Origin of the sequence: Parahoeflea alexandrii, assembly GCF_024105735.1 — a bacterium.
GTDB lineage: Bacteria > Pseudomonadota > Alphaproteobacteria > Rhizobiales > Rhizobiaceae > Hoeflea > Hoeflea alexandrii.
Genome location: NZ_JAAAML010000001.1, coordinates 305,508 through 329,295 on the forward strand (window position 1 = coordinate 305,508; position 23,788 = coordinate 329,295).

A 23,788-nucleotide genomic window follows, 5' to 3' on the forward strand; every position below is an offset into this window, starting at 1 on the left:
ATTATTGGCCCACTTCGGATTCTATAGCGAAACGAACATGGCGATCCGCCGAAAGTTGCGACATTTCCGCAACACTCAGCGTCGCCCCGGTCATATGGCTCCTCTGCGGCATATCCACGTCATTTCGCGGATCGCGACGCCCGGGCTAGTCGAGGAGGGAAGGCGATTGCCACGATCTCCAGATGTCCGCGACTGTCCCCGCTTCAGCTATCCTCGCCTCCTCGCGCGTCAGTCCGTGCAGCTTCATCAGCCGCTCATAGTCGGTCAGCCGGTGCCGGACATAATTCGTCACAGTGATGCCGACGGCCCGTCCGATTGTGGCGTTCTGCCAGGTCCTCTCAGTCACCCTCCTGACGATCTCGTCGCGATGGGAAGGGGGGCAGTTCGGGAAGTGCTTCTGCATGTGCTTCTTCACCGCCTTTGATTGAAATCGTTGCTCAGTCACGGGACGCACCTTCTCCGCCGACCTGGCCGAGACAGGGCTGTCGATGACGGTTCTGAGCGGCACTCCTGAAGACTGTCACCTTTCTCGGTTTGCTTGCGGGGCCCGCCGACGCGGGCGATGTAAACGGAGCGCCTTGGTTCCCAAAATTCGGATCCAAGGCGGCGTGGCGTGCGCCGTCGGACTGTCCGATGTCCAGGGCGTGCCTCAAGGCCTGAACACTTCTGAGATCCGGCGCTGGGTCTGTGCCGTCGGCGATCAGGCGGAGGAATTCGATCCAGGAGCACTCATTCTCTGTCAGTGACAACATCGTCATTTGCCGAAAATCCCCCTGACTGCTGACCGTGCCCTGGCGGTCAGCGGTGGGTCGGTGTTCTCGCTGGCTTCCCGGATTGCGCGGAGCCAGTCGCCTTCGTTCTCGGTGACAGCCGTGCGGAAGATGCGCTGTATGGCATTGGCCGTTGTGGGGTTCTCGATTTGCTCGAGGGCCATGAGAAAGAGCCGTGCCGGGTCGCACTCCAGGGCTGTGGCGAGGCTCGGAACGCGATCGAGCGCAAGCTTGGATGCGCCGCCCTTGATCATCGAGATAATGTTCGGATTGGGGAAGCCGGCCTCGGCGGCGATCTGGGCCTGGGTCTTTCGGGATTTCAACTCTAGCACACGCCTGGTGACAAACTGGGCGAGGCGGCTGTTTCGGTAGGGCTTGGTCGACAATCTGTTCTCCGTGTTCGCTGATGCAGCGAGCTTGCTGCTAAGTCAGATATAGCGAAGGGGAGATGGTCATTATCGGAGGGAAATTGGGAACTGGGTGGCTTATTGGATGCCAAGGCCGCGTGGCCTCGAGGGCCTCTTTCCTCGGCTGTTGGGGCAGGTTGGAACCACTGAATTCAGGTGCCCGAATGCGACGACGCACGCCCGCAGTCGATGACTTCGGATCATTCCGGGCCGATTGGAAGCCTAGCGATTATCGATCTATCGCGGAAAGCCGTTCTCTTGTCTCAGGCATCCTTTTCAGGCTTGCTTCGATCCGCTCCCGCCATCTCGGACCTTGCGATAGCGCTTCCTCGTAAGCTTCCAGGAGCTCGTGCGGCCGGTCCTCGGCCAGAACCGTTATAAGGAACTCTGCCTGTGCACGGTCCTTTCGTGCCTTTAGCTGATCGGGACCGCCTTTGCGCCGGTCCGCCACGATCAGCTTGTGGATGGCAAAACGCTCGGGTCGTGGCACCTGGATCAGAACACCCGACCGGTAAAGAGCGACGGCCTGGATGGGGTCGGCTATCAGGAAGTTGAGATAGTTCAGGCCCTGCGCGCTTACCCCCAGGGCGGGCAGTGGCTTGACGGTTTCATCGCCGAAGGCCGGCGTCAGGAATTCGACCATCGCTTCGGAATGGCTTTGCCGCCATCTCCAGACCTGTCGATCGTTAACACCGGGAACGGGATCGAACTTGAGCGACTTGAGGATCTCGTCGGGATTTTCGTCGACCTGGTCTTCCAGAGCAACGGAGAGACGCTCGAAGCTGGCGAAATCCATGTCGCCGGTCTGGGCCAGCTCTTCGTAATCCATGCGCACGCCGAGCTCGCCTTGATAGAGGCTGTAGGCCGACGTGCCGACCAGTGTGCCGCCAAGCCGGAACACGCCGGCCCGGGAGAATGCGAGAAGCAGTGATCCTGTTTCGCGGTCGGTCGTGATGAAGCCCTCGGCGCGCAGCACTCTGGCGAGCCTGGTCATCTGTTTCTGCCGGTTCTCGGATTCTGCTTTCAGCGCTTCGGCGCGGTCCAGGCGTGCGCGCAACTCCGGCTTGTCCTCGCCGAGATATCGGCTGACCATCTCGGTGCCAATGCGGAACTTTTCATAGAGATAGGTGCGTCCGTTGCGCTTTCGCTCCTCAATGGTGCCAATCAGGCTTGATGCCCTTTCGTCGAGATGAAGACGCAGCAAGTCCTGGTATGCGACGACGGCAGCACGGCTTTGAGCGACGATTTCCATTCTATCGGTTTCCTGGCGTTGTGTGCATCAATCTAATTTTTGATGCACACAAAAGCAAGTGTGCATCAAGAAAAACAATGATGCACACACCAGCAGAGAGAGGAACCGTGAAGCGGGCTCGGCCTCGGCCGGCCGGACGGCGGAAGTTCCTGGACACGTTAGATCGCAGGGCGTTACGACGTCTTGGAAACCCGTTAGGCTCGTGAATTCAGCACCTTGCCGTATTTTTGGGAGTAGTAAGTAAATCGAGCCGAGGTTCAGTGAACCTGTCGTCCACTACGTAAACCACGGCTAAGTGCTTGAAAGGATGGTGGGCGTAACAGGGATTGAACCTGTGACCCCTACAATGTCAATGTAGTGCTCTCCCGCTGAGCTATACGCCCATCCGATGGGCCGCATACACCACAGAAACCCCTGCGGCGTCAATACGCAATTATCGCGTTTTTTCGGGCTGTCTGCCGAACCGGCGCAGAGGCCCGCCGGAGGGGCGGACAATCCCGCCCGGAACGGCAAAACCCGGACAGACATGCCCGGGTTTCAAGACCAGTTCGCCAGCAGGGGTGTGACAGGCGGGGCTGTTTGATCAGGCCGCGAGAATCATCTTGTTGACCTCGTCGACCAGGTCGCGGAGGTGGAAGGGCTTGGACAGGACCTTGGCGTCCTTGGGCGCCTTCGAGTCGGGGTTCAGCGCAACGGCGGCAAAGCCGGTGATGAACATGACCTTGAGATCCGGATCGAGCTCGGTGGCGCGGCGGGCCAGTTCGATCCCGTCCATTTCCGGCATGACGATATCGGTCAGGAGCAGCGAGAAGGGCTCTTCGCGCAGGCGGTCATAGGCGCTGGCGCCATTGTCAAAGGAACGAACCTCGTAACCGGCTTTTTCCAGAGCCTTGACCAGGAACCGGCGCATATCATTGTCGTCTTCCGCAAGGAGAATTTTCGGGGTCATTCTGTTTCCAAACCTGTCAGCGTGCTCTTCGAGCTCTATCTCGTCCATCTATGGAGCAGTCCAGTAAACATCAGGTGAATCGTGACGATTTTGCGATGCGTTTGTGGCGGACTGGACAGCCGTCGGGGCAACTGGCAATGTGAACGGGGCAGTTGCAGGGGCAAAGGGACAGATATGCAGGAAGCCGACAGGCCCGCCACGGGCGGCACGCCGGATGCGGGTTCAACAATGGTCGCTCCCTTCGAGATACATCGCCCCGTGCAGCAGACAGAACCCTTCGTGTTCAATTCTCCGCATTCAGGCCGGATCTACCCCGAACCATTCGTCCAGTCATCGCGGCTTGACCGCTTGTCGATACGGAGGTCGGAAGATCATTTCGTCGATGAGTTGTTTGCCGGGGTGGTTCAGCTGGGCGCGCCTTTGCTGGCGGCGCAATTCCCGCGCGCCTGGCTTGATGTCAATCGCGAACCCTATGAACTCGATCCGCGGATGTTCGACGGCCCGCTGCCGCCGTTTGCCAATATCGGGTCGATGCGGGTTGCCGGCGGTCTGGGAACAATTCCGCGCCTGGTGGCGGAAAACATGGATATCTACCGGGGACGGCTGAGCGTGGAAGAGGGGCTTTCGCGCATCGAGCGGGTCTACCGCCCCTATCACGCCAGCCTGCGCCGGATGATCGCGCAGACTCATGTCCAGTTCGGCAAGGCGATCCTGATCGACTGCCATTCGATGCCGGCCAGTGTCCGTGTGGCAGGTGGCAGCCGCAGACCCGACATCATCATCGGCGACCGTTACGGGGCGAGCGCGGCACATGACCTGTCGCGCGCCGCGGTGTCGTTCCTGTCGGGGCTCGGCTACCACGTGGTGCGCAACAAGCCCTATGCCGGTGGTTTCATCACCGAGCACTACGGGCGGCCTTCACGCGGGTTGCATGCGCTGCAGATTGAAGTGAACCGGGGGCTTTATGTTGACGAGGCAAGGCTCGAGAAAACCTCCGGCTTTGATGTGCTCAAGGCCGATTTGACAGAATTCGCCGGCCAGATGATGGACCATGTCCGAGAAGGCTTGTCGGAAGACCGGTTGGCTGCGGAGTAACACATGTTGCGGTCCGGGAAATCCTCGGCTCTTGCCCGGACCGGCGAGACGGGTCAAAAAAAACCGCGCTTGTTGGCGCGGTGAAATCTAGGGAGGAAACGCCCAAGGAGGGCATTTACAGTCAGAGACTGTATAGAAAAGCCTAATGCTGCAACGCACAAATGTCAATGGCTGGCGCCTTGTTCTTTGTGCGCGTGCGAAACAACTCATCCGAACTCCGGCCTGAACTTGCATTTCCGGTCAAGCCCGGCCAGGAGTGCCTTCAAAGCGGGCCCCTGGGCCCAGACACCCTCTGCGTTTCATGGAATATCCAATGCTTCCCGACATCACTGTTTTTGACGCCATTGCCGAAGCGGCTGCTGCGGAAACGCTGCCCCGGTTTCGGATGCCGGTCGCGATCGACAACAAGCATGCGGCCGGGTTCGACCCGGTCACCGAAGCCGACAGGGCCGCCGAAAAGGCGATCCGGCAGATCATCGCCGAGAGGTTTCCCGATCACGGCATTCTCGGCGAAGAGCATGGCGATGTCGGACTGGACCGGGACTATGTCTGGGTGATCGATCCGATCGACGGAACAAGGGCCTTCATTTCCGGACTGCCGGTCTGGGGCACACTCGTGGGTCTTTATCACAAGGGCAAGGCGGTGATGGGGATGATGGACCAGCCCTTCACCGGGGAGCGCTTCATCGCCAGGCCGGGCGAGGCGATGGTCAGGCGAAACGGGACCACGTCCCGGCTGAGCACCCGGCAGGGTGTGGCCCTCGACCAGGCGATCATGATGACGACTTCGCCCAAGATCTTCTCCGAGGCGCATGAACCGCGCTACAAGCGGGTCGAGGACAGCGTCCGATTGGCCCGGTACGGATGCGATTGCTACGCCTATGCGATGGTGGCGTCCGGCTACATAGATCTCGTCGTCGAAGCCGATCTCAAGGCCTATGACGTTGGCGGGCTGATCCCGCTGGTCGAGGAGGCGGGCGGGGTGATGACGACCTGGAGCGGTGGTCGTCCGGAAATGGGTGGCACGATCGTGGCCAGCGGTTCCGCCGCCCTGCATGAAACGGTTCTGGACCTGCTCAACCGGAACTGACGGCGGCCGGTGCGTCCGATGCCTGGTCCGGCGGGATGAAGGCATCTATGGCAGCCAGGGTCGGGATGCGGTAGCGATCGGCTTCCTGCAGCAATTCGTGACGTGCTCCATCGATCACGATTGCCCGACCGGCACGGAAGCGGTTGCCAAGGTTTTCTATGGCCTGCGGTGCAACGATGCGGTCATTGCCGGCACCGATCAGCAAGGTCGGGACCTTGATCCGGTCAAGATGTTCGAACCTGGTGACGCGATCGATCGCGTTGAGCATCTCGCTGATCCAGCCAAGACTGGGCGGACCGAGCCTGAGTTCGGGATGGCTGGTGTAGAGCGCCCGGTTGCGTGCAAACCGTTCGATATCGGTCGTGAGCGGATTGCCGTCGAATGGTCTTGGAAAGCTGTCTCTGCCCGAACCAACCCAGCCCAACCCGATCATGCGCATCAGCCTGGTCATCATGCGCAGGCTCCAGGTCGGCAGAGGCTGATTTGACAGCTCAATAAAGGGAGCCGTCAGGACCATGCGCTCTATCCGGTTCGACAGTTGCGGCGCCATGGAAAGTGCGACCAGCGCGCCCATGGAATGGGCGACGAGGCAGAAAGGCAGCCGTGTTTCGGGCAGCACGATGGATTCCAGAAACCCCGACAGGTCTGCTTCAAAGTCTCGGAAACGGCGCACATGCCCGCGCAGCGGATTTTTCACGAGGCGGTCGGACCGTCCCTGGCCCCGCCAGTCAAAGGTTGCGACCCACAGACCGCGGCCGGTGAAATGCCGGATGGTTTCATAGTATTTTTCGATGCACTCATTGCGTCCCTGCAGCAGAACGACCGTGCCGCGCGCGACAGGCACGTCGGACTTGAAGATGGCATAGCGCAGCCTCTTGCCGCCGGATCCTTCGAACCAGCCGGCGACGTGATTGCCAGGCAACGGGTTGCCTTCGGTCTCAATCAGCAGGGGAGTATCGTCACTCATGGTGCTTTCGATTAGTGCTTCGCCCCTGTTTGGTCAAAAGGAAAAGGTCACGAGACGCAAAAAGGCCGGGGCGGCCCTGCGGACAACCCCGGCCAGATGCCCGGAACAGAAGGGACGGGATGTTCCCGGCGATTCAGACCTTGCGTGTCTGATGGGGCGAGGATAGCGACCGGCGACTGAATGCGGGCCGAACGGGCTGTTCATTGTGCGTTCACGGCTTGGGTCGCGGCGGATTGGGCTTGGTGGAAGGTCTTGAACCGGTTCAACGGAGTTCCCACATTGATCCTGCAGGCGCCGGATACCGGGTCTGCTGGCCGGAATGCCGCCCAATGCGGGGCAGACCAGTGGCCACAACGCAAACTCAAGTCGCTCTGAAGGAGGACACCCATGCGTCACGTTGATTTTTCACCACTCTACCGTTCGACGGTCGGTTTCGACAAGCTGTTGACGATGCTCGACAGCCTTGCTCCCGCCGACCAGTCACAATCCTATCCGCCCTACAATATCGAGCGAACCGGCGAAACCACCTACCGCATCACCATGGCGGTTGCAGGTTTCGATGAAACCGAGATCTCGATCGAGGCACGCGAACACGTGCTGACGGTCAAGGGCGAGAAGGCCGAAGACACTTCGTCCGAAGGTACGGAGTTCCTGTATCGCGGGATCGCCAAGCGCGCATTCGAGCGCCGCTTCCAGCTCGCCGATCATGTCGAGGTCACCGGCGCATCGCTGCGCAACGGTCTGCTGCATGTGGATCTGGTGCGGGAAATCCCCGAGGCAATGAAGCCGAGGCGGATTGCAATCAGCAAGGATGCTGGCGGAAACCCGAAGCAGATCGAAGCCAAACAGGCCTGATCCATTCCCCCAGATGGAACAGGTTTCGTGGCGCTCAGGAGACTGAGCGCCATTTTTTCGGTCTGCAGCCTGCAGCAATTCAGGCTGCTGGGGTTTACGCGGGAGCGTAATGTGGCTTGCCGCCGCGTGCGCGGCTGAGCCATGCGTCTACGGAGAGCAGTCCCGGGCCCTTGATGATGATGACGGCAAGCGGCACCAGCCACAAAAGCCGCTGATCGGCAATGATGGCATCGGGAAAACGGTCAAACAAGGTTCCGATACTTTCGGCGCCAATCTGATGCACGGTGATGTCGACGAATGTCTGCACCGCAATGAAGCCAACCATGCCAAGTGCGGCCAGGCGTGAAAACAGACCGATGACAACGAGAAGCGGCAGGATGAACTCCGCATAGGTGCCCATGACCACTAGCAGGCCCCAGGGAAAGAACGGAACGGCGCTGACATCGCCTCCGGCAGCTTCCACCGCCGGCAGGGCGATCTGGTAGTAGGCACCCGGCGAGATCGAGAAAAATCCCAGCAGTCCGTCTCCGACCTTGGTGTTTGCTGAGTGGAGGAAGTAGTTCCACAACACCGCGGCGAAGGCGAACCGTGCGATCAGGCCAAGCAGCCAGCTGTCGCCGAGACGCTCAATCCCGGCAAAAACACGGGCATGGAGACCGGTAAGGAAGTCGATTGTCGATGTCATGAAGGGTCCTCCGAATTTGGCTCGCCGAACCAACAGGCGGAAAATACGCCGGCCTCGAGCATGGCTGAAATGGCTGATGGAAGGTCGAACTCCGGATATCGCGCGATAGTTGAATCAGCTGCCTCCCCGAGGGTGGCGCCCGAAATCAGCGCCAGGAAGAAATCGGCGGCACCTGCGGGCAGCTGGCGGACCTCGACGGAATAGGCCGGTCGCGTGATCAACCCGTCTTCGGCGTTGGCTGGCCGAATCCCATCAAGTGTTCGCTCCTCGCGACTTGCCGAGAAGATGGAGATCGCTGCAAACCGGCTCTGCACGATCCGGGTTGCCGGGTGGGGGGTGAAGGTCGTGTCAGCCAGGCGTTCGGGCGGAATGGCACCGAGGCTGCCGGGGTGCAGTGGATCGGCGTCGGCAGCATGAAAGGCATCAAGCCATGCCCGTTCCAACCGGGCCACATCCGGCAGGTAGGGATACGCGGCGAGCGGCTCGAATTGGCTTAGAAAATCCGCAAAGCCGCCGCCATACTCGAAAATGACCGGAGACCGCGGCGGCTCCTGGACAAGGTACAGCCGGGCCATGTCACGAAAGAACGTCTCGCCGACCAGACGCTGGAGCGCGGGGAATATGCCTGCAAGGGCGTCAATCAGGCTGACAGTGACATTGTTTCTGTAAATGGCAAAACGTCTGGCGGCCTTCTTGCCGTTCGGAGCGGTAATGCCTTCGGGCAACGGCAGGTCAGGGTCGAGAAGCGCCGCACCGAAATCGTGCTGGCCGGAGCCGACCATTGGTTCATTCCGCGGCATGACGGGATCCGAGCAGCGAGGCCGGTCCGAGCCGGTCGAGAATGGCATCGGCGAGACGGGCTTCGCGGCGCAGCACCGGCCATTCGGGAACATCATTGTCCCATTCAATCAGCGTCGGCAGGGCGCCGGCCTGACAGATGACAGTCTCGTAGAGTTTCCAGACGGCATCGGCAACGGGGCGGTCATGGGCGTCGATCAGGATGAGATCACCCTCGTCGTCGACATCCTCGGCATGACCAGCGAGGTGGATTTCTTCCACCAGTTCCAGCGGGAAGTCGCGCAGGTAGTTCATCGGCTTCCAGCCGTGGTTGGTGGCGGAGACAAAGACATTGTTGATGTCGAGCAGCAGCCCGCAGCCGGATTTCTGGGCGATCTCGCGGATGAAATCGGTCTCGCTCATCGTCGACTGCTCGAAGGCCACGTAGGTGGATGGGTTTTCGAGCAGGATCGGGCGCCTGAGCCGGTCCTGGATCTGGCTGATATGGGCGACGACACGATCAAGCGTCTGCCGATCGTAGGGAACCGGCAGGAGATCATTGAAATAGCCTGCATCATGGCTCGACCAGGCCAAGTGTTCGGAGACCATGCTGGGCTGGTAGCGGTCCACGACGCGGGCAAGGCGTTCCAGATGTGCCGTGTCGATGCCCTCTTCGGACCCGATCGACAGGCCGACCCCGTGAACGGACAGCGGGAATTCGCTACGGATCGCGGCAAGCGCGCGATGGGCGGGACCGCCTTCGCCCATGTAGTTCTCCGCGTGAACTTCAAGAAACCCTATCCTGTAGTCGTCAGCGAGAATGGCATCGACGTGGTCGGTCTTCAGACCCGCTCCCGCACGAGGCGGGAGAGGGCCGGACGGAAAACGCGAGTTTTCGACAATCGGCGGTTTGGGGGCGGACTGTGTCATTTCGTGTTTCCCGTTTTCCAGATGATTTCGGATCAGGCCGGAAGATCGCGGTCGAGCGGCTCGAGCGAGCCCATGCGGCCGCCTTCAACGCTCATCGTGGTGCAGGTGCCTGCATCGACGGTTTTCCAGGCGTTGCCCTGGAAGTCGACCTTCGAGGTGCCTGCACAAGTGGTGCCGGGGCCGGCTGCGCAGTCATTCTTGCCGGCCATGGCAACGCCATAGCACTTCTCAGTTGCGGCTGCTGCGCCCTGGGTCGATGCGAGGAAAGTTGCGCCCGAAATGGCCATCGCTACTGCGCCGGCCAGAGTGGAAGCGCCGATAAGTGCTTTCTGCGACATGGTGTTCTCCTTGGATGTTTCAAAACCATTCCCGGACTTTTCGTGTCCGGCAGGAGAACCATGACGAATTGTCGCATCACTTGGAAATCAAGCGCACGTTATCCGGCATCACTTGGCCGTGAGCCAGGCGTGATGCTGTCTATTCTTTCGACTTGCGGTTTTGCGTGGCTTTGACCGGGCTTAGCCCAAGAGGTCGACAAACTGGTCGACGTGATCCTGAGTGGTGGCGAAGCTGGTCACCAGGCGCAGCATGGTTTCTCCGGGCCCGACGAGGTGGGCGGCGGAGCGTGGCGCCGACCATTCATAGAACATCGCGCCTTTCTTGGCGAGGTCGGCGGCGAGCGCCTTGGAGACGATCGGAAAGGTTTCATTGGCCGGGCTTTGCCAGGCTAGTCGCGCATTGTCGGAGTTTCCAATCCCGGCCTGCAGACGCGCAGACATGGCATTGGCGTGGCGGGCGGTCTCGAGCCAGAGGCCATTTTCGAAATAGGCATCGAACTGGGCGGCTATGAACCGGCTCTTGGAAAACAGGTGGGCTGCCCGCTTGCGAATGAAGGGAGCCTGTCTGGCCATATCAGTATTGAGGAAGACAAGCGCCTCGGCACACCAGCAGCCGTTCTTGGTGCCGCCAAAGGAAACGATATCCACGCCAAGTTCAGATGTCATCTGTGCAGGTGTGAGGTCGAGCGCCACCAGCGCGTTGGCAAAACGGGCGCCATCCATGTGCAGCGGCAGGCCGTGGGCCTTGGCAATCCTTGAAATCGCGCGGATCTCGTCCGGCGTATAGACGGTTCCGGCTTCTGTTGCCTGGGTCAGGGTGATGGCCATGGGCTGGCCGGCATGGACGAAACCGGCCGGGAAACGGGCGATTTCCGCTTCCAGCGCTGCCGGATCCATCTTGCCCTCCGGCCCATCCACGGGAACGAGCCTCGAGCCATGGCTGAAGAATTCCGGTGCGCCGCACTCATCGGCGATCACATGCGCTTCCCGGTGGCAGAACGACACGCCGCCGGGAAGGTTGATCGCCGACAGCGCCAGCGAATTGGCGGCGGTTCCGGTGCCCACGAAGAAAACCGCAACTTCCTGCCCGAACACCTCGTTGAATGTCTTCTCGACCTTGCGGTCCAGATCGCTCGCACCGTAAGCGGGGGCAAAGCCGCTGGAATGGGCTGTCAGCGAGGCTGCAACGGCCGGGTGGGCGCCGGCCCAGTTGTCCGAGGTGAAGATCATGAGATGGGGACTCCGGTAGCTTTCATTGATGCGGCTATCGCATGATTTTTTCGGCTTTCAAAGGGCGTGTAAGCCGAAGTCGGTTGATCGGCGCCAGCCAGGCTTCCCGGCACCGGGAAGGTCGATCACCGCTGATTCCGTCCTGACAACAGCAAAAAGGCGGCAAAAGGCCTTGCTGCGCAATATTGTTGCGCGCATTTTGTCGCAGAGGTCATTTACGGTCGTCTGGCAAAGGTTTTTTAAGGTCTCTATCTTGCGCTGAGGTCCGCATTCTGTCATAGAACATCCGAAATAGGACAGCCTTGCTGTCCTATTTGTGTCTGTCAGGGCCGATATTGACCAAGGCGGATGCAAGGGGCTGGCGGTGGCAGTCGCTATTTGCGATCCATCGGTGGAACGTGACCGTACTGCCCCTTCATGATACAAAACCACGCCGCGCGCCCGCGCACACCGGGTGAAGCCTTACAGGCGCGCAAGGCCAGACGATAAAAGTATCCGGAACGTGAAGCGTCGCCGCACCCGGCGGGGGCGAACGATGAGCCGGGATCAACCGCCACGGCGGCCATGAAGGAGGAATGAAGATGGCAGACCTTTTACCATCTGTGACGGACGTTACCGCTTGTGAGGCTCGTTCCGAGACCAAGCCGGCCACCGCGCATACCTTTGGATTGCCGCCCAAACAGGGTCTTTACGATCCACGCAACGAGCATGATGCCTGCGGCGTCGGATTTGTCGCGCATATGAAAGGTCAGAAGTCGCACCAGATCGTGCGTGATGGCCTGTTCATGCTCGAAAACCTGACGCATCGCGGCGCTGTCGGCGCCGATCCCCTGATGGGCGACGGCGCGGGGCTGCTGGTGCAGATTCCCGACCGGCTGTTTCGCGAGGAGCTCGCCGCGCAGGGCCTCACCCTGCCTGCGCCCGGCGACTACGCGGTCGGCTTCGTCTTCATGCCACAGGACGAAACCCAGCGCGATCACTTCAAAAAGATCATCGCTGATGTCGTTGCCGCCGAAGGCCAGGTCCTGGTCGGTTTCCGCGAGGTGCCGGTGGACAATTCATCCTTGTCGAAGGCACCGGAAATCGCCGCGACGGAACCCCGGCATGTCCAGGTCTTCATCGGCCGCGGCGAGGGCGTCGAGGATCAGCAGTCCTTCGAACGCCAGCTGTTCGTGCTCCGCAAGGTGATTTCCAACCGGGTTCACCACGAAGCCGAGAACGGTGACAAGGACTTCTACTTCGTTTCGCTTTCGACCCAGACGATCGTCTACAAGGGTATGTTCCTGGCCTACCAGGTTGGCGCCTACTACAAGGATCTGAGCGACCCGCGTTTTGAATCCGCGGTTGCGCTGGTGCACCAGCGGTTCTCAACCAACACATTCCCGTCCTGGAGACTTGCCCATCCCTACCGGATGGTCGCGCACAATGGCGAGATCAACACGCTGCGCGGCAACGTCAACTGGATGGCGGCACGGCAGGCGTCGGTGTCCTCGCCGCTGTTCGGCGACGATATCTCCAAACTCTGGCCGATCTCTTACGAGGGGCAGTCGGATACGGCCTGCTTCGACAACGCGCTCGAATTCCTGATCCGCGGCGGCTATTCGATGGCCCACGCGGTAATGATGCTGATCCCGGAAGCGTGGGCCGGCAACTCGCTGATGAGCGCCGAGCGAAAGGCATTCTACGAGTACCACGCGGCGCTGATGGAGCCGTGGGATGGTCCTGCCGCCGTCGCGTTCACCGATGGCCGCCAGATCGGCGCGACGCTGGACCGCAACGGGCTCAGGCCCGCGCGCTATATCGTCACCAGCGATGACCGGGTGATCATGGCGTCCGAGGCCGGGGTGCTGCCGGTTGATGAAAGTACGATTGTCGCGAAGTGGCGGTTGCAGCCCGGCAAGATGCTGCTGATCGACATGGAAGAAGGCCGGATCATTTCCGACGAGGAAGTCAAGTCGCGGCTGGCCGCCAAGGATCCCTACCGGGAATGGCTGGAACGCACCCAGCTCATCCTGGAAGACCTCAAGCCGGTCGAACCGCGGGCGCTGCGCAAGGATGTTTCGCTGCTCGACCGTCAGCAGGCCTTCGGTTATTCGCAGGAAGATACCAAGATCCTGATGGCGCCGATGGCGACCACCGGGCAGGAAGCCATCGGCTCGATGGGCACCGACACGCCGATTTCCGCCATGTCGCAGAAGTCGAAGCTGCTCTACACCTATTTCAAGCAGAACTTTGCCCAGGTGACCAACCCGCCGATCGACCCGATCCGCGAAGAGCTGGTGATGAGCCTGGTCTCCTTCATCGGACCGCGGCCCAATATCCTTGACCACAAGGGTGCTGCAAAGAAGAAGCGACTTGAGGTGCGTCAGCCGATCCTGACCAATGGCGATCTGGAGAAGATCCGCTCGATCGGTCATACCGAGGACCGCTTTGACACCAAGACGCTCGACTTTACCTATTCGAGCGACAAGGGCTCGGACGGCATGAAGGCGGCGCTGGAGCGGCTTTGCGACCGGGCCGAGGAAGCCGTCACCGGTGGCTACAACATCATCATCCTGTCCGATCGGCAGATCGGCCCTGACCGGATTGCAATTCCGGCGCTGCTGGCGACCGCAGCCGTGCATCATCACCTGATCCGCAAGGGTCTGCGCACGTCCGTGGGCCTGGTGGTGGAATCCGGCGAGCCGCGCGAAGTGCACCATTTTGCGTGCCTTGCGGGCTATGGCGCCGAGGCGATCAACCCCTATCTGGCTTTCGACACGCTGCTCGACATGCACAAGCGCGGCGAGTTTCCGCCGGAAGTCGACCAGTACGAGGTTGTCTCGCGCTACATCAAGGCGATTGGCAAGGGTATCCTCAAGGTGATGTCGAAGATGGGGATTTCGACCTACCAGTCCTATTGCGGCGCGCAGATCTTTGACGCGATCGGTCTGTCGAGTGATTTCGTCAACACCTATTTCACCGGTACTGCGACCACGATCGAAGGCGTCGGGCTCGATGAAGTCGCAACCGAGACCGCCGAACGTCACCGCCTGGCATTTTCCAACGACCCGGTGCTTGCCACTTCGCTGGAAGTGGGCGGGGAATACGCCTACCGGATACGTGGCGAGGAACATGCATGGACACCCGATGCGGTGGCTACGCTGCAGCATGCCGTGCGCGGCAATGCCCAGGACCGCTACCGGGAATTCGCCGAGATGGTCAACCGCTCAACGCTCAGGATGAACGCCATTCGCGGCCTGTTCGATATCCGCACGGCGGAGGCCGCAGGGCGCAAGCCGGTACCTCTTGATGAAGTCGAGCCCGCTGCGGAGATCGTCAAGCGTTTTTCAACCGGCGCCATGTCGTTCGGATCGATCAGCCGGGAAGCGCATACGACGCTGGCAATCGCGATGAACCAGATCGGCGGCAAGTCGAACACCGGCGAGGGCGGCGAGGAGCCCGATCGCTACCTGCCTCTTTACGGCGGCGGCCGCAATCCGGAGCGCTCGGCGATCAAGCAGGTGGCCTCGGGCCGGTTCGGCGTGACAACCGAATACCTGGTCAATGCCGACATGATTCAGATCAAGGTCGCACAGGGCGCCAAGCCCGGCGAGGGCGGCCAGTTGCCCGGCCACAAGGTCGATGCGACGATTGCCAAGACCCGGCATTCCACACCTGGCGTCGGCCTGATTTCGCCGCCGCCGCACCATGACATCTATTCGATCGAGGACCTGGCGCAGCTGATCTTCGATCTGAAGAACGTCAACCCGGAGGCCGATATCTCGGTCAAGCTGGTATCGGAAGTCGGCGTCGGAACGGTTGCGGCCGGTGTGGCCAAGGCGCGCGCCGATCACATCACGATCTCCGGCTATGACGGCGGCACCGGCGCATCACCGCTGACCTCGCTCAAGCATGCCGGCAGCCCCTGGGAAATCGGCCTGGCCGAAACCCACCAGACGCTGGTGCTCAATGGCCTGCGGTCGCGCATCGCGCTGCAGGTCGATGGCGGGCTCAAGACCGGCCGCGACGTGATTGTCGGCGCGTTGCTCGGAGCCGATGAATTCGGCTTCTCCACCGCTCCGCTGATTGCCGCGGGCTGCATCATGATGCGCAAGTGCCATCTCAACACCTGTCCGGTGGGCGTGGCGACGCAGGATCCGGTTCTGCGCAAGCGCTTCAAGGGCACGCCCGAGCATGTGGTCAACTACTTCTTCTTCATCGCGGAAGAAGTGCGCGAGTGGCTGGCTGCGATGGGCTACCGCAATCTCGACGAGATCATCGGTCAGTCGGAACTCTTGGCCAAGGATGGCATGATCGAACACTGGAAGGCCAAGGGTCTCGATTTCAGCAGGATCTTCTACAAGCCCGATGCGCCGAAGGAAAAGACCTACTGGACCGAAAGGCAGAACCACCCGATCGCCGATATTCTCGACAGGAGACTGATCGAGAAGGCAATGCCTGCGCTCGAGAGCAAGGAGAAGGTCGAGTTCGACGTCGATATCAAGAATGTCGACCGTTCGGCCGGTGCGATGCTCTCGGGTGAAGTTGCCAAGCGGTACGGCCACAAGGGCCTTCCGGAAGACACCATCTCGGTCAAGCTCTCGGGGACCGCAGGACAATCGTTCGGTGCGTTCCTCGCCCATGGTGTCACCTTCGATCTGTCCGGCGACGCCAACGACTATGTCGGCAAGGGCCTGTCGGGCGGCTGCATCATTGTGCGCCCGCCGGAGAACTCATCGATCACCGCGGAAAACTCGATCATCGTCGGCAACACCGTGCTCTACGGTGCGATCGAGGGCGAGTGCTACTTCCGCGGCGTTGCCGGCGAGCGCTTTGCCGTGCGCAACTCGGGCGCCATCGCGGTGGTCGAAGGCGTGGGCGACCATGGCTGCGAATACATGACCGGTGGTCTCGTGGTTGTCATCGGTGAGACCGGCCGCAACTTTGCAGCCGGCATGTCCGGTGGTGTCGCCTATGTTCTTGACGAGGCCGGCGATTTTGCCAGCCGCTGCAACATGGCGATGGTCGAGCTCGAGCCTGTTCCCGAGGAGGACGATATCCTCGAGAAGCTGCATCACCATGGCGGCGATCTGGCTCACAAGGGCCGGGTCGACGTATCGGGCGACATGACCCGGCATGACGAGGAGCGGCTGTTCCAGCTGATCTCCAACCACATGCACTACACCGGGTCGACGCGGGCCAAGGAGATCCTCGACAATTGGGCGGACTATCGTCCCAAGTTCCGCAAGGTGATGCCGGTCGAATACCGGCGCGCGCTTGAGGACATGGAGCGGATGCGCATGGGCGTGGCGGCGGAGTGAGTTCGATGATCACATCAACCACCAACACGATCGAAGGCCGGGAGATCACCGAGTACAGAGGCATCGTCACAGGCGAGGCCATTCTTGGCACCAATATCTTCCGCGATATCTTCGCCGGCATTCGCGACATTGTCGGCGGACGCTCGGGCGCCTACGAGAAGGCACTGCGCGAAGCACGGGAAATCGCGCTTGACGAGATGCAGGACGAAGCGCGGAAACTGGGTGCGAATGCAGTCATTGGCATCGATCTCGACTACGAAAATATTTCAACCGGATCCAGTGGTTCGATGCTGATGGTATCAGCATCGGGGACTGCGGTCGTCATCCGGTGAGGGAGTAGATTATGGGTAAGGTAACGGGTTTTCTCGAAATCGACCGGCAGACGGCGAAGTATCAGCCGGCGTCTGACCGGATTCGCCATTTCCGCGAGTTCACCATCCGGATGAGCGACCAGGAAGTGCAGAAACAGGCGGCGCGCTGCATGGATTGCGGCATCCCCTATTGCCATGGTCCCACCGGGTGTCCGGTGCACAACCAGATCCCCGACTGGAACGATCTGGTCTACAACAACAACTGGGAAGAGGCGATCCGCAACCTGCATTCGACCAACAACTTCCCCGAATTCACCGGCCGCATTTGCCCGGCGCCTTGCGAGGAAGCCTGCACGCTCAACCTCGAGGACGCGCCGGTCACGATCAAGACGGTGGAACAGGCGATTGCCGACAAGGCCTACGAGATGGGCTTCATCGTGCCGCAGCCGGTGACGGCCAAGACCGGCAAAAAGGTGGCAATCATCGGATCTGGACCTGCAGGTATGGCTGCCGCGCAGCAGCTCGGTCGCGTCGGGCACGAAGTGCATGTTTATGAGCGCGAAAGCCGCCCCGGCGGCCTGCTGCGCTACGGCATTCCTGACTTCAAGATGGAAAAGCACTTCATCGACCGCAGGATCGAGCAGATGGAAGGCGAGGGCGTCACCTTCTTCTGCAACGTCAATGTCGGCGTCGACAAGAGCATGGAAGAGCTGCTCGGAACCTACGACGCGGTGCTATACACCGGCGGTTCGGAGAAGCCGCGCGATGTGGGCATTCCGGGCGCCGACCTGGTCGGCGTGCACGATGCGATGCCTTACCTGGTGCAGCAGAACAAGCGGGTTGCGCGCGAAAGCATCGACAATGTCGGCTGGCCGTCCGATCCGGTTCTTGCCGGGGGCAAGCATGTGGTCGTCATCGGCGGCGGCGACACCGCCTCCGACTGTGTCGGCACTGCCTTCCGCCAGGGCGCGGTCAAGGTCACGCAGCTCGACATCCGGCCGCAGCCGCCGGAGAAGGAAGACAAGCTCGCTGTCTGGCCTTACTGGGCAACGAAGATGCGCACATCGTCCTCACAGGCAGAAGGCGCCGTTCGCGAATTCCAGGTCGGGACGCTGGAGCTGGTGGGTGAGAACGGCATCCTGGCCGGCGTCAAATGCTGCCAGGTGGATGAAAAGCGCAAGCCTGTGGCGGGCACCGAATTCGTCATCAAGGCGGACCTGGTGTTCGTGGCGATTGGCTTCCGCGGAGTTCTTGACACGGGTGTGGTCAGCGATCTGGGCGACCGTCTGTCGATGGACACCGACAGGCGCGGCTCGACCAACGTTGCCGCCAACGAGAAAGACTACCGGACTTCCGTCGACAAACTCTGGGCTGCGGGCGACGTGCGCCGGGGTCAGAGCCTGGTGGTCTGGGCTATCCGCGAGGGACGTCAGGCCGCGCGGGAAATCGATCTGAGCCTGATGGGCGCCACCGACCTGCCGCGCTGATCCCGCAAACACTGAATACCACGAAGCGCCCGGCCGGAGACGGTCCGGGCGCTTTGCGTGAGAGCGTCAGGCGCTGTTCTTTTGTGAATTAGGGCGTCATACGGGGTCCGCAGCTGGGCAGGCGATTGCGGAGAAACGCTCAGGGGTCGGTTCGCGGCCAGGCGAAGTTGTCGACACGGCCCTGTGGCGGTTCGGGCAGGGTGCCGTCGAGCACCAGTTGATCGCGGGGCGAACGTACAAGCCCCGTGGTCGAGGGCATTTCACCGAGCAGTGCCGAACCGCCGTCGAGTGCCGGATCGGTCATGGCTACCGGCATTGTCCGCATCACCGCCGCGGCGTTCTCCCCGGGTGCCGGAGGCATGAAGATCTCCGGAAAACCGGCTGAATCGATCGAGGAGACACCTTCAGCTGCGGCATCTCCCAACAGTCTTCTGATCGACTTCTCTGCATAGAACGCGATCTTGCGGCGCCCGGCTGCAGTCACGTTGATGCCATCTGATCCGCGAAGCCTGACCTGTTGTCCGTTGATGTCGGATCCAGTGAAGATGAACTTGCCATCTTCATCGACAAATCCGTCCCAGATATCGATGAATTCGCCGCCTGCCTTTTCAATCTGGGCACGGAAGACGCTGTTGAGCGCAACCATGTCTGTGCTCATCGAAGGTGACTTGAAGGCCGGCAGACCAATCCACAAAAGCGGGGTGTTGCGGCCTCCCAATGCATCGATAAGTGAGCGGGTGCGCCGTTCGTACTCGGCGAGCCAGTTGGGAGAGCGGACTGCTTCCCGTTCGCCATTGACCAGCATCTGCTGGCGGTCGTTGGAGCCGAGCTGCACCACGATGATCGAGGGCTGGACCTCTTCCACGATACCGCGCGCCTCTCCTGGCCAATCATAATAGTCGTCGCGGACCAGGCCGGAGGAGCCGTTGGAGCGGTCGACCACGACCACCCCCGGAGCCTGGGCAAAGGCCGCGCTCAGCCCGTCCGCCGTGCCGCCGGCGAGGAAGTCCCCGACGAGGAGGATCTTGCGGGCGTTCTCGAGCTTTTCAACGACCGGTTCTGGCGCAGGGGCCGCGCTGCGAGGTTCGGATCGCTTGACGCGGCTGGTCCGCTCGGGCTGCGGAGCCTCGGACTTGCTCGAGTTTCCGCCGCCAAACAGTAGCTGCAGGATGGATTTCCGTTCAACGCGTTCCTGCGCTGCCGCAGGTTCCACCAGATGCAGCGCAGCCATACCCGTTACCGCAGCAGCGAGTACAACAACTGTCTTGCGCAACAAGGTCAGGCGGTGGAACACGCGGAAATCATCTCCTGCTGGGCAGTTTGCCCCGTTGGTTCAAGCCGCGCCGGTCGTCAGTAGCGGCGGATCGCGTCGAGTATCTTCTGCGATGGAATCGCCTCGCCGGTCAACCCGGCCCGCGACTGGAACGCCGCTATGGCCGCGCGGGATCCGGAACCGAAATTGCCGTCGATTTCGCCGTCATAGTATCCCAGTTGCTTGAGCCGGGTCTGCAACTCGAACTTTTCCTTCACATCGAGGGTGCCCGCGGGCCGGGGCCAGCGCTGGTCAACACCGCCAAATCCGGCAATCTCGTCAGCCAGAACACCCACGCCGAGAGCGTAAGAATCGGAATTGTTGTAGCGCTTGATGACAAAGAAGTTCTTCGTCATCAGGAAGGCAGGGCCATTGGCACCGCCAGGCATCTTGAGTTCGGCGCGGCGGTCGCCTACCGGAAAACCCTTGCCGCCGGGCCGCGCGAAACCAAGGGCCGCCCATTGCGACAGGGTCTTGGTCTGGCCATCGTACTTGGCGCCGCCACGCGGAGCTATGGCCTCATAACCCCAGGTTTCGCCGGTGCGCCAGCCGTTCTTCTTGAGAAGGTTTGCCGCCGTGGCCAGCGCATCGGGGATCGAGTTCCAGATGTCGCGATGTCCATTGCCGTCTGCATCGATTGCGTAGGCAAGATAGCTGGTCGGAATGAACTGGGTGTGACCCATGGCGCCTGCCCAGGACCCGGTCATTTCCCTGGTGGTGACGTCCCCCGACTGGAGGATCTTCAGGGCCGCGACAAGCTGTTGGCGTGCGAACTTTGCCCGCTTCCGATCGGCATAGGCGAGGGTTGCAAGCGCCTGGGGCACGTAATGCAGACGATCGGTCTTGGTAAGGATTTCCCCGTAATTGGATTCCATCGACCATATCGCCAGGAGAACCGATGCCTCCACCCCGAAATGGCGCTCAAGGGCAGACAGTGTCCTGGCGTGCTTGGCGCCCATCTCGCGTCCCTTGGCAATGGTATAGGGGTTTACACGGGAATCGAGATAGTCCCAGACCTTGGTGGTGAATTCGGGCTGATAACGGGCTTTTTCGAGCACCACTGGATCTGGAGCGGTCACGCCCCTAAATGCTGTCTCGTAGGTCGAGCGCGAAATGCCTTCCTTGGCGGCGGTGCTGTAGAAGCCCGAGACCCATTTCTGGAAGCCGGCATCGGCCTTTGCGGACATCGGGGCAAAAACACCGGCAAGGAGGAAAAGGCTGGCGGCGCGAACAAATTTCCTGGGTGATCGGATCATATTCCAAGCATCCTGTGGTTTAGGGCAATTGCGGGTGACTGATTGACGATCCTATCACCCCAGCCGTCAACAAATCGTTTACCATGTTGCATGCCCCGGTCTCGGCGTTTGCCTCTTCCTAACAAATGGTGCGTATTGGCCAGCAAGCGCCGGGATGCACCGGGAAGATCATTTATGAAGAATGAGGAAAATAGATGACGAAAATACGTAAAGTCAGAAAAGCCGTCTTGCCAGTTGCAGGCCTCGGGACCCGGTTTCTTCCCGCAACCAAGGCCGTGCCGAAGGAGATGCTGACCGTCGTCGACAAGCCAGTGGTTCAGTATGTTGTCGAAGAGGCCATGGCTGCCGGCATCGAACACTTCGTGTTCGTCACCGGCCGCAACAAATCCGTCATCGAAGACCATTTCGATATCCAGCCCGAGCTCGAAGAGACCTTGCGGGCGCGCGGCAAGACGGTGGAGTTGAAATCCTTGGAAGACATGCTGCCGACAGCGGGGGCCACCAGTTTTACCCGGCAGCAGGCCCCGCTGGGTCTGGGGCACGCGGTCTGGTGTGCCCGCGATATCGTCGGGGACGAACCGTTTGCCCTGTTGCTCCCGGACATGGTGATGCGCGACAGCGTCGGCTGCCTGTCCGGCATGGTGGACCTTTACGAGAAGGTCGGAGGCAACATTGTCGCGGTCGCGGAATGCGATCCGGCGCTGGCGCACAAATACGGCATCGTCGGCAAGGGCGAGACGCTGGACGGCGGCTTCCGCATCACCGAGATGGTGGAAAAGCCGGCTGAAGGCACCGCGCCGTCAAACTTCTACATCAACGGGCGCTACATCCTGCAGCCGGAGATCTTCGATATCCTGTCGAAACAGGAACGTGGTGCCGGCAATGAAATCCAGGTGACGGATGCGATGCTGAAACTGGCGGATCAGCAGCCGTTCTCGGCCTATACATTCGGCGGTGAAACCTATGACTGCGGCTCCAAGGCCGGCTTCATTCTGGCCAATGTCGCCTTTGCGCTAGACCGGGAAGACATCAAGCCGGATGTGGCCGCAGAGTTGAAGGCCCTGATCTCAAGGGTCTGAATGCAGCATGGAAGAGGTGTCGGGAGCAGGCGGGGTTCATTGATCCCGCCTGTCGCTACCGCCGAAGCTTGAGACCAAGCCCGATGCGGGTTGTTTCCTCATCGGTCGCGCCGGGTTCCTCGGTCCGCTCGTAACTGGCGTCGGCTTCCAGATCGAGATAGCGGTTGACGCTCCAGGTCAGGCCGACCGATGCGCCGTAGCTGCGCTGGTTGGAGCGGCCGCTTCCGCTGTCGTAGTCGCGATAGCTCGCGGTTGCGCCGAGCCTTGCGACCACGTCGCTGCGGATCTGCTGGGTCAGGGTCGAATCAAGCTCATAGACGATGGCGCCCGATTGTCCGGCAATGGTGGCCGATTCAAGTGTGGTGGCCAGCCCGAAATTGACGTCGGTTCCGCGTGCCGGGGACCAGTTGAGCTCCCCGTTCGCACTCAAGCCGGAGATATCCGCCAGATTGTTGTCGTCCAGGGTGCGGAAGACATAGCCGGCGGCAAATTCGCCCGAAAGCTTCTCGCCAAGGTCGACTTCTGCCCCGGCGCGGACGGCATAGGTGTTGGAAGAGCGTTCGGCGCCGGTTGAATCGACGCGCTGGTCGTACTTCTCCCGGCCGATCGATGCCTCCAGAAATGGCACCAGTGCCGGCGACAGTTCATAGCCGATGCGGCCGGTCAGATTTGCCCCGAGCGTATCGCGGTCGTCGGCGGAAATGCTGGTGCCGTCCGGCAGCGTGGCGTTTCCGTACATCCTGCGGGTGACTTCGAGCCCCGTGGTTCCGCGCAGAAGCCCAAGGTTCTTCTGAAGGCCAATGCTGGCCCGCAATTCATGAATGCCGGACTGGGTGGACGCGCCTGATATGGCGTTGGGGTCTGTGCGGCTTTCCTGAGAATAGCTGTATCCTGCGCCGAGGCGTGCCGTGATGTCGTTGACAAGATCGAGATCGAGCCGCGCGTTGATGTCGGCGCTCGGGGATTCGGTGCCGGTCCCGGAAATGTTTTCCTGCCAGGTTCCGGTTCCGTCGATGCTCAATTGATGACGCGACCAGTCGGATTGAAGGGTTCCGGACAGGCTGGTCTGGCTGTAGGTGCGGCTTGTTTTCGAGGTTCCGAAACGCACGGCTTCGCGGATGATGCGCTGGTCGAGCGTTGGGCGCAGGGTCAGAGTTCCGATGGCAAATCCCGGCAATTCGGCTGCATCCGACGAGGAATCCAGTGGCAGGCCGTCGATGGTGCCCACACGTTCGTTCTGGCGGGCAAGGCTGGCAGCATAATCCTGATCGGCCTGGCTGAGACCCGTCGGAGAGCCGATGGATCCGGTCAGATCTTCCGCCGATGCATTTGCGTCAAACCCGCCCGCGCCGGTCGGCCGTGCGCTGGTTGCGCCCAGGCTCCCCGCATCGCCGACCCCGGATGATGATATGGCGCCCGTCGGGCGGGCCGCAGGGAGGGCTCCGTAAAGCGTCGAGGCCGCACTGGCCGTACCTGTGACGCTGCTGCCGGTGGTGCCGCGTAACTGATAGGGTGATTCCGAGGCACTTTGATTTCCAAGTGTCTGCGATGCGGCCGGAGCGAGTGCCGACAGGACACAGATTGCCGACACGCTGATCCGAAAGCCGTTGCGACCAACCGCCAGTCGTGTTTGTGCCGTCTTGATGCGGTTGCGCATGCGTGTCGGGTTCCGGACTTGTCCAAATCTTGTCAAAG

General features: G+C 61.0%; 20 protein-coding genes and 1 tRNA gene. 7 read left to right on the top strand and 14 right to left on the bottom strand.

The window, feature by feature from the left end:
• Positions 1-145 precede the first annotated feature (145 nt).
• From GTW23_RS01265 to cpdR1, 5 genes are all read right to left on the bottom strand, one after another.
• Positions 146-403, bottom strand: a complete 258-nt coding sequence (locus GTW23_RS01265; RefSeq protein WP_252914336.1) for a DUF2293 domain-containing protein — start codon at positions 401-403, stop codon at positions 146-148.
• A gap of 351 nt (positions 404-754) precedes the next feature.
• Positions 755-1,156, bottom strand: a complete 402-nt coding sequence (locus GTW23_RS01270) for an XRE family transcriptional regulator (RefSeq protein WP_252914337.1) — start codon at positions 1,154-1,156, stop codon at positions 755-757.
• Positions 1,157-1,406: 250 nt separating this feature from the next.
• Positions 1,407-2,429, bottom strand: coding sequence for a nucleotidyltransferase family protein (locus tag GTW23_RS01275; protein ID WP_252914338.1), 1,023 nt, complete (start codon positions 2,427-2,429; stop codon positions 1,407-1,409).
• 308 nt (positions 2,430-2,737) lie between these two features.
• Positions 2,738-2,812, bottom strand: a tRNA-Val gene (locus tag GTW23_RS01280).
• A gap of 200 nt (positions 2,813-3,012) precedes the next feature.
• Positions 3,013-3,378 carry a response regulator CpdR1 gene (gene cpdR1 / locus GTW23_RS01285; RefSeq protein ID WP_152007482.1) on the bottom strand — a complete coding sequence of 122 codons (366 nt, stop codon included), beginning with the start codon at positions 3,376-3,378 and terminating at the stop codon, positions 3,013-3,015.
• 228 nt (positions 3,379-3,606) lie between these two features.
• Here cpdR1 and GTW23_RS01290 point away from each other — a divergent pair, with 228 nt between their 5' ends.
• Positions 3,607-4,473 (top strand): N-formylglutamate amidohydrolase, encoded by an 867-nt coding sequence (locus tag GTW23_RS01290; protein WP_193217403.1) that lies wholly within the window; start codon positions 3,607-3,609, stop codon positions 4,471-4,473.
• 313 nt (positions 4,474-4,786) lie between these two features.
• Positions 4,787-5,563 carry a histidinol-phosphatase gene (gene hisN / locus GTW23_RS01295; RefSeq protein WP_252914339.1) on the top strand — a complete coding sequence of 259 codons (777 nt, stop codon included), beginning with the start codon at positions 4,787-4,789 and terminating at the stop codon, positions 5,561-5,563.
• Here the strand turns inward: hisN and GTW23_RS01300 are convergent.
• A complete protein-coding gene (locus GTW23_RS01300) occupies positions 5,550-6,530 on the bottom strand; it encodes an alpha/beta fold hydrolase (protein ID WP_152007485.1) in 981 nt (326 codons plus the stop codon). The genes hisN and GTW23_RS01300 overlap by 14 nt on opposite strands.
• A gap of 387 nt (positions 6,531-6,917) precedes the next feature.
• On the opposite strand from GTW23_RS01300, the gene GTW23_RS01305 reads away from it, so the two are divergent.
• Positions 6,918-7,385 carry an Hsp20 family protein gene (locus GTW23_RS01305; protein ID WP_152007486.1) on the top strand — a complete coding sequence of 156 codons (468 nt, stop codon included), beginning with the start codon at positions 6,918-6,920 and terminating at the stop codon, positions 7,383-7,385.
• 94 nt (positions 7,386-7,479) lie between these two features.
• On the opposite strand, the gene GTW23_RS01310 is transcribed toward GTW23_RS01305, so the two are convergent.
• The 5 genes from GTW23_RS01310 to GTW23_RS01330 form a co-directional block, all read right to left on the bottom strand.
• Complete coding sequence (locus GTW23_RS01310; RefSeq protein ID WP_152007487.1) at positions 7,480-8,070, bottom strand: DoxX family protein; 591 nt, start codon at positions 8,068-8,070, stop codon at positions 7,480-7,482.
• A complete protein-coding gene (locus GTW23_RS01315) occupies positions 8,067-8,870 on the bottom strand; it encodes an HvfC/BufC N-terminal domain-containing protein (RefSeq protein ID WP_252914340.1) in 804 nt (267 codons plus the stop codon). Before GTW23_RS01315 ends, GTW23_RS01310 begins: the two co-directional genes overlap by 4 nt.
• Complete coding sequence (bufB, locus tag GTW23_RS01320; protein ID WP_252914341.1) at positions 8,857-9,777, bottom strand: MNIO family bufferin maturase; 921 nt, start codon at positions 9,775-9,777, stop codon at positions 8,857-8,859. The genes GTW23_RS01315 and bufB overlap by 14 nt, the downstream gene beginning before the upstream one ends.
• 32 nt (positions 9,778-9,809) lie before the next feature.
• The gene (locus GTW23_RS01325) at positions 9,810-10,115 is read right to left on the bottom strand and encodes a BufA1 family periplasmic bufferin-type metallophore (protein WP_252914342.1); all 306 of its coding nucleotides are present in this window, start codon (positions 10,113-10,115) and stop codon (positions 9,810-9,812) included.
• Positions 10,116-10,295: 180 nt separating this feature from the next.
• Positions 10,296-11,345 (bottom strand): threonine aldolase family protein, encoded by a 1,050-nt coding sequence (locus GTW23_RS01330; protein WP_252914343.1) that lies wholly within the window; start codon positions 11,343-11,345, stop codon positions 10,296-10,298.
• A 575-nt stretch (positions 11,346-11,920) separates the two neighbouring features.
• Here GTW23_RS01330 and gltB point away from each other — a divergent pair.
• From gltB to GTW23_RS01345, 3 genes are read left to right on the top strand one after another with little or no spacing between them, the layout of a single operon-like run.
• Positions 11,921-16,648, top strand: coding sequence for a glutamate synthase large subunit (gltB, locus tag GTW23_RS01335; protein ID WP_455429337.1), 4,728 nt, complete (start codon positions 11,921-11,923; stop codon positions 16,646-16,648).
• A 5-nt stretch (positions 16,649-16,653) separates the two neighbouring features.
• Positions 16,654-16,980, top strand: a complete 327-nt coding sequence (locus GTW23_RS01340; protein ID WP_152007493.1) for a heavy metal-binding domain-containing protein — start codon at positions 16,654-16,656, stop codon at positions 16,978-16,980.
• A gap of 11 nt (positions 16,981-16,991) precedes the next feature.
• Entirely contained in the window at positions 16,992-18,446 is a 1,455-nt protein-coding gene (locus tag GTW23_RS01345; protein ID WP_252914345.1) for a glutamate synthase subunit beta, read from the top strand.
• 139 nt (positions 18,447-18,585) lie between these two features.
• Here the strand turns inward: GTW23_RS01345 and GTW23_RS01350 are convergent, their stop codons facing one another.
• Together GTW23_RS01350 and GTW23_RS01355 are read right to left on the bottom strand one after the other, a co-directional pair.
• The gene (locus GTW23_RS01350; RefSeq protein ID WP_252914346.1) at positions 18,586-19,740 is read right to left on the bottom strand and encodes an SGNH/GDSL hydrolase family protein; all 1,155 of its coding nucleotides are present in this window, start codon (positions 19,738-19,740) and stop codon (positions 18,586-18,588) included.
• 56 nt (positions 19,741-19,796) lie between these two features.
• Entirely contained in the window at positions 19,797-21,014 is a 1,218-nt protein-coding gene (locus GTW23_RS01355) for a lytic murein transglycosylase (RefSeq protein ID WP_152007496.1), read from the bottom strand.
• Between the two features lie 194 nt (positions 21,015-21,208).
• Here GTW23_RS01355 and galU point away from each other — a divergent pair, with 194 nt between their 5' ends.
• Positions 21,209-22,093, top strand: coding sequence for a UTP--glucose-1-phosphate uridylyltransferase GalU (gene galU / locus GTW23_RS01360; protein WP_152007497.1), 885 nt, complete (start codon positions 21,209-21,211; stop codon positions 22,091-22,093).
• A 55-nt stretch (positions 22,094-22,148) separates the two neighbouring features.
• Here the strand turns inward: galU and GTW23_RS01365 are convergent, their stop codons facing one another.
• On the bottom strand, positions 22,149-23,750 hold the full coding sequence (locus tag GTW23_RS01365; RefSeq protein WP_252914347.1) for an outer membrane beta-barrel protein: 1,602 nt from the start codon (positions 23,748-23,750) through the stop codon (positions 22,149-22,151).
• Positions 23,751-23,788 lie beyond the last annotated feature (38 nt).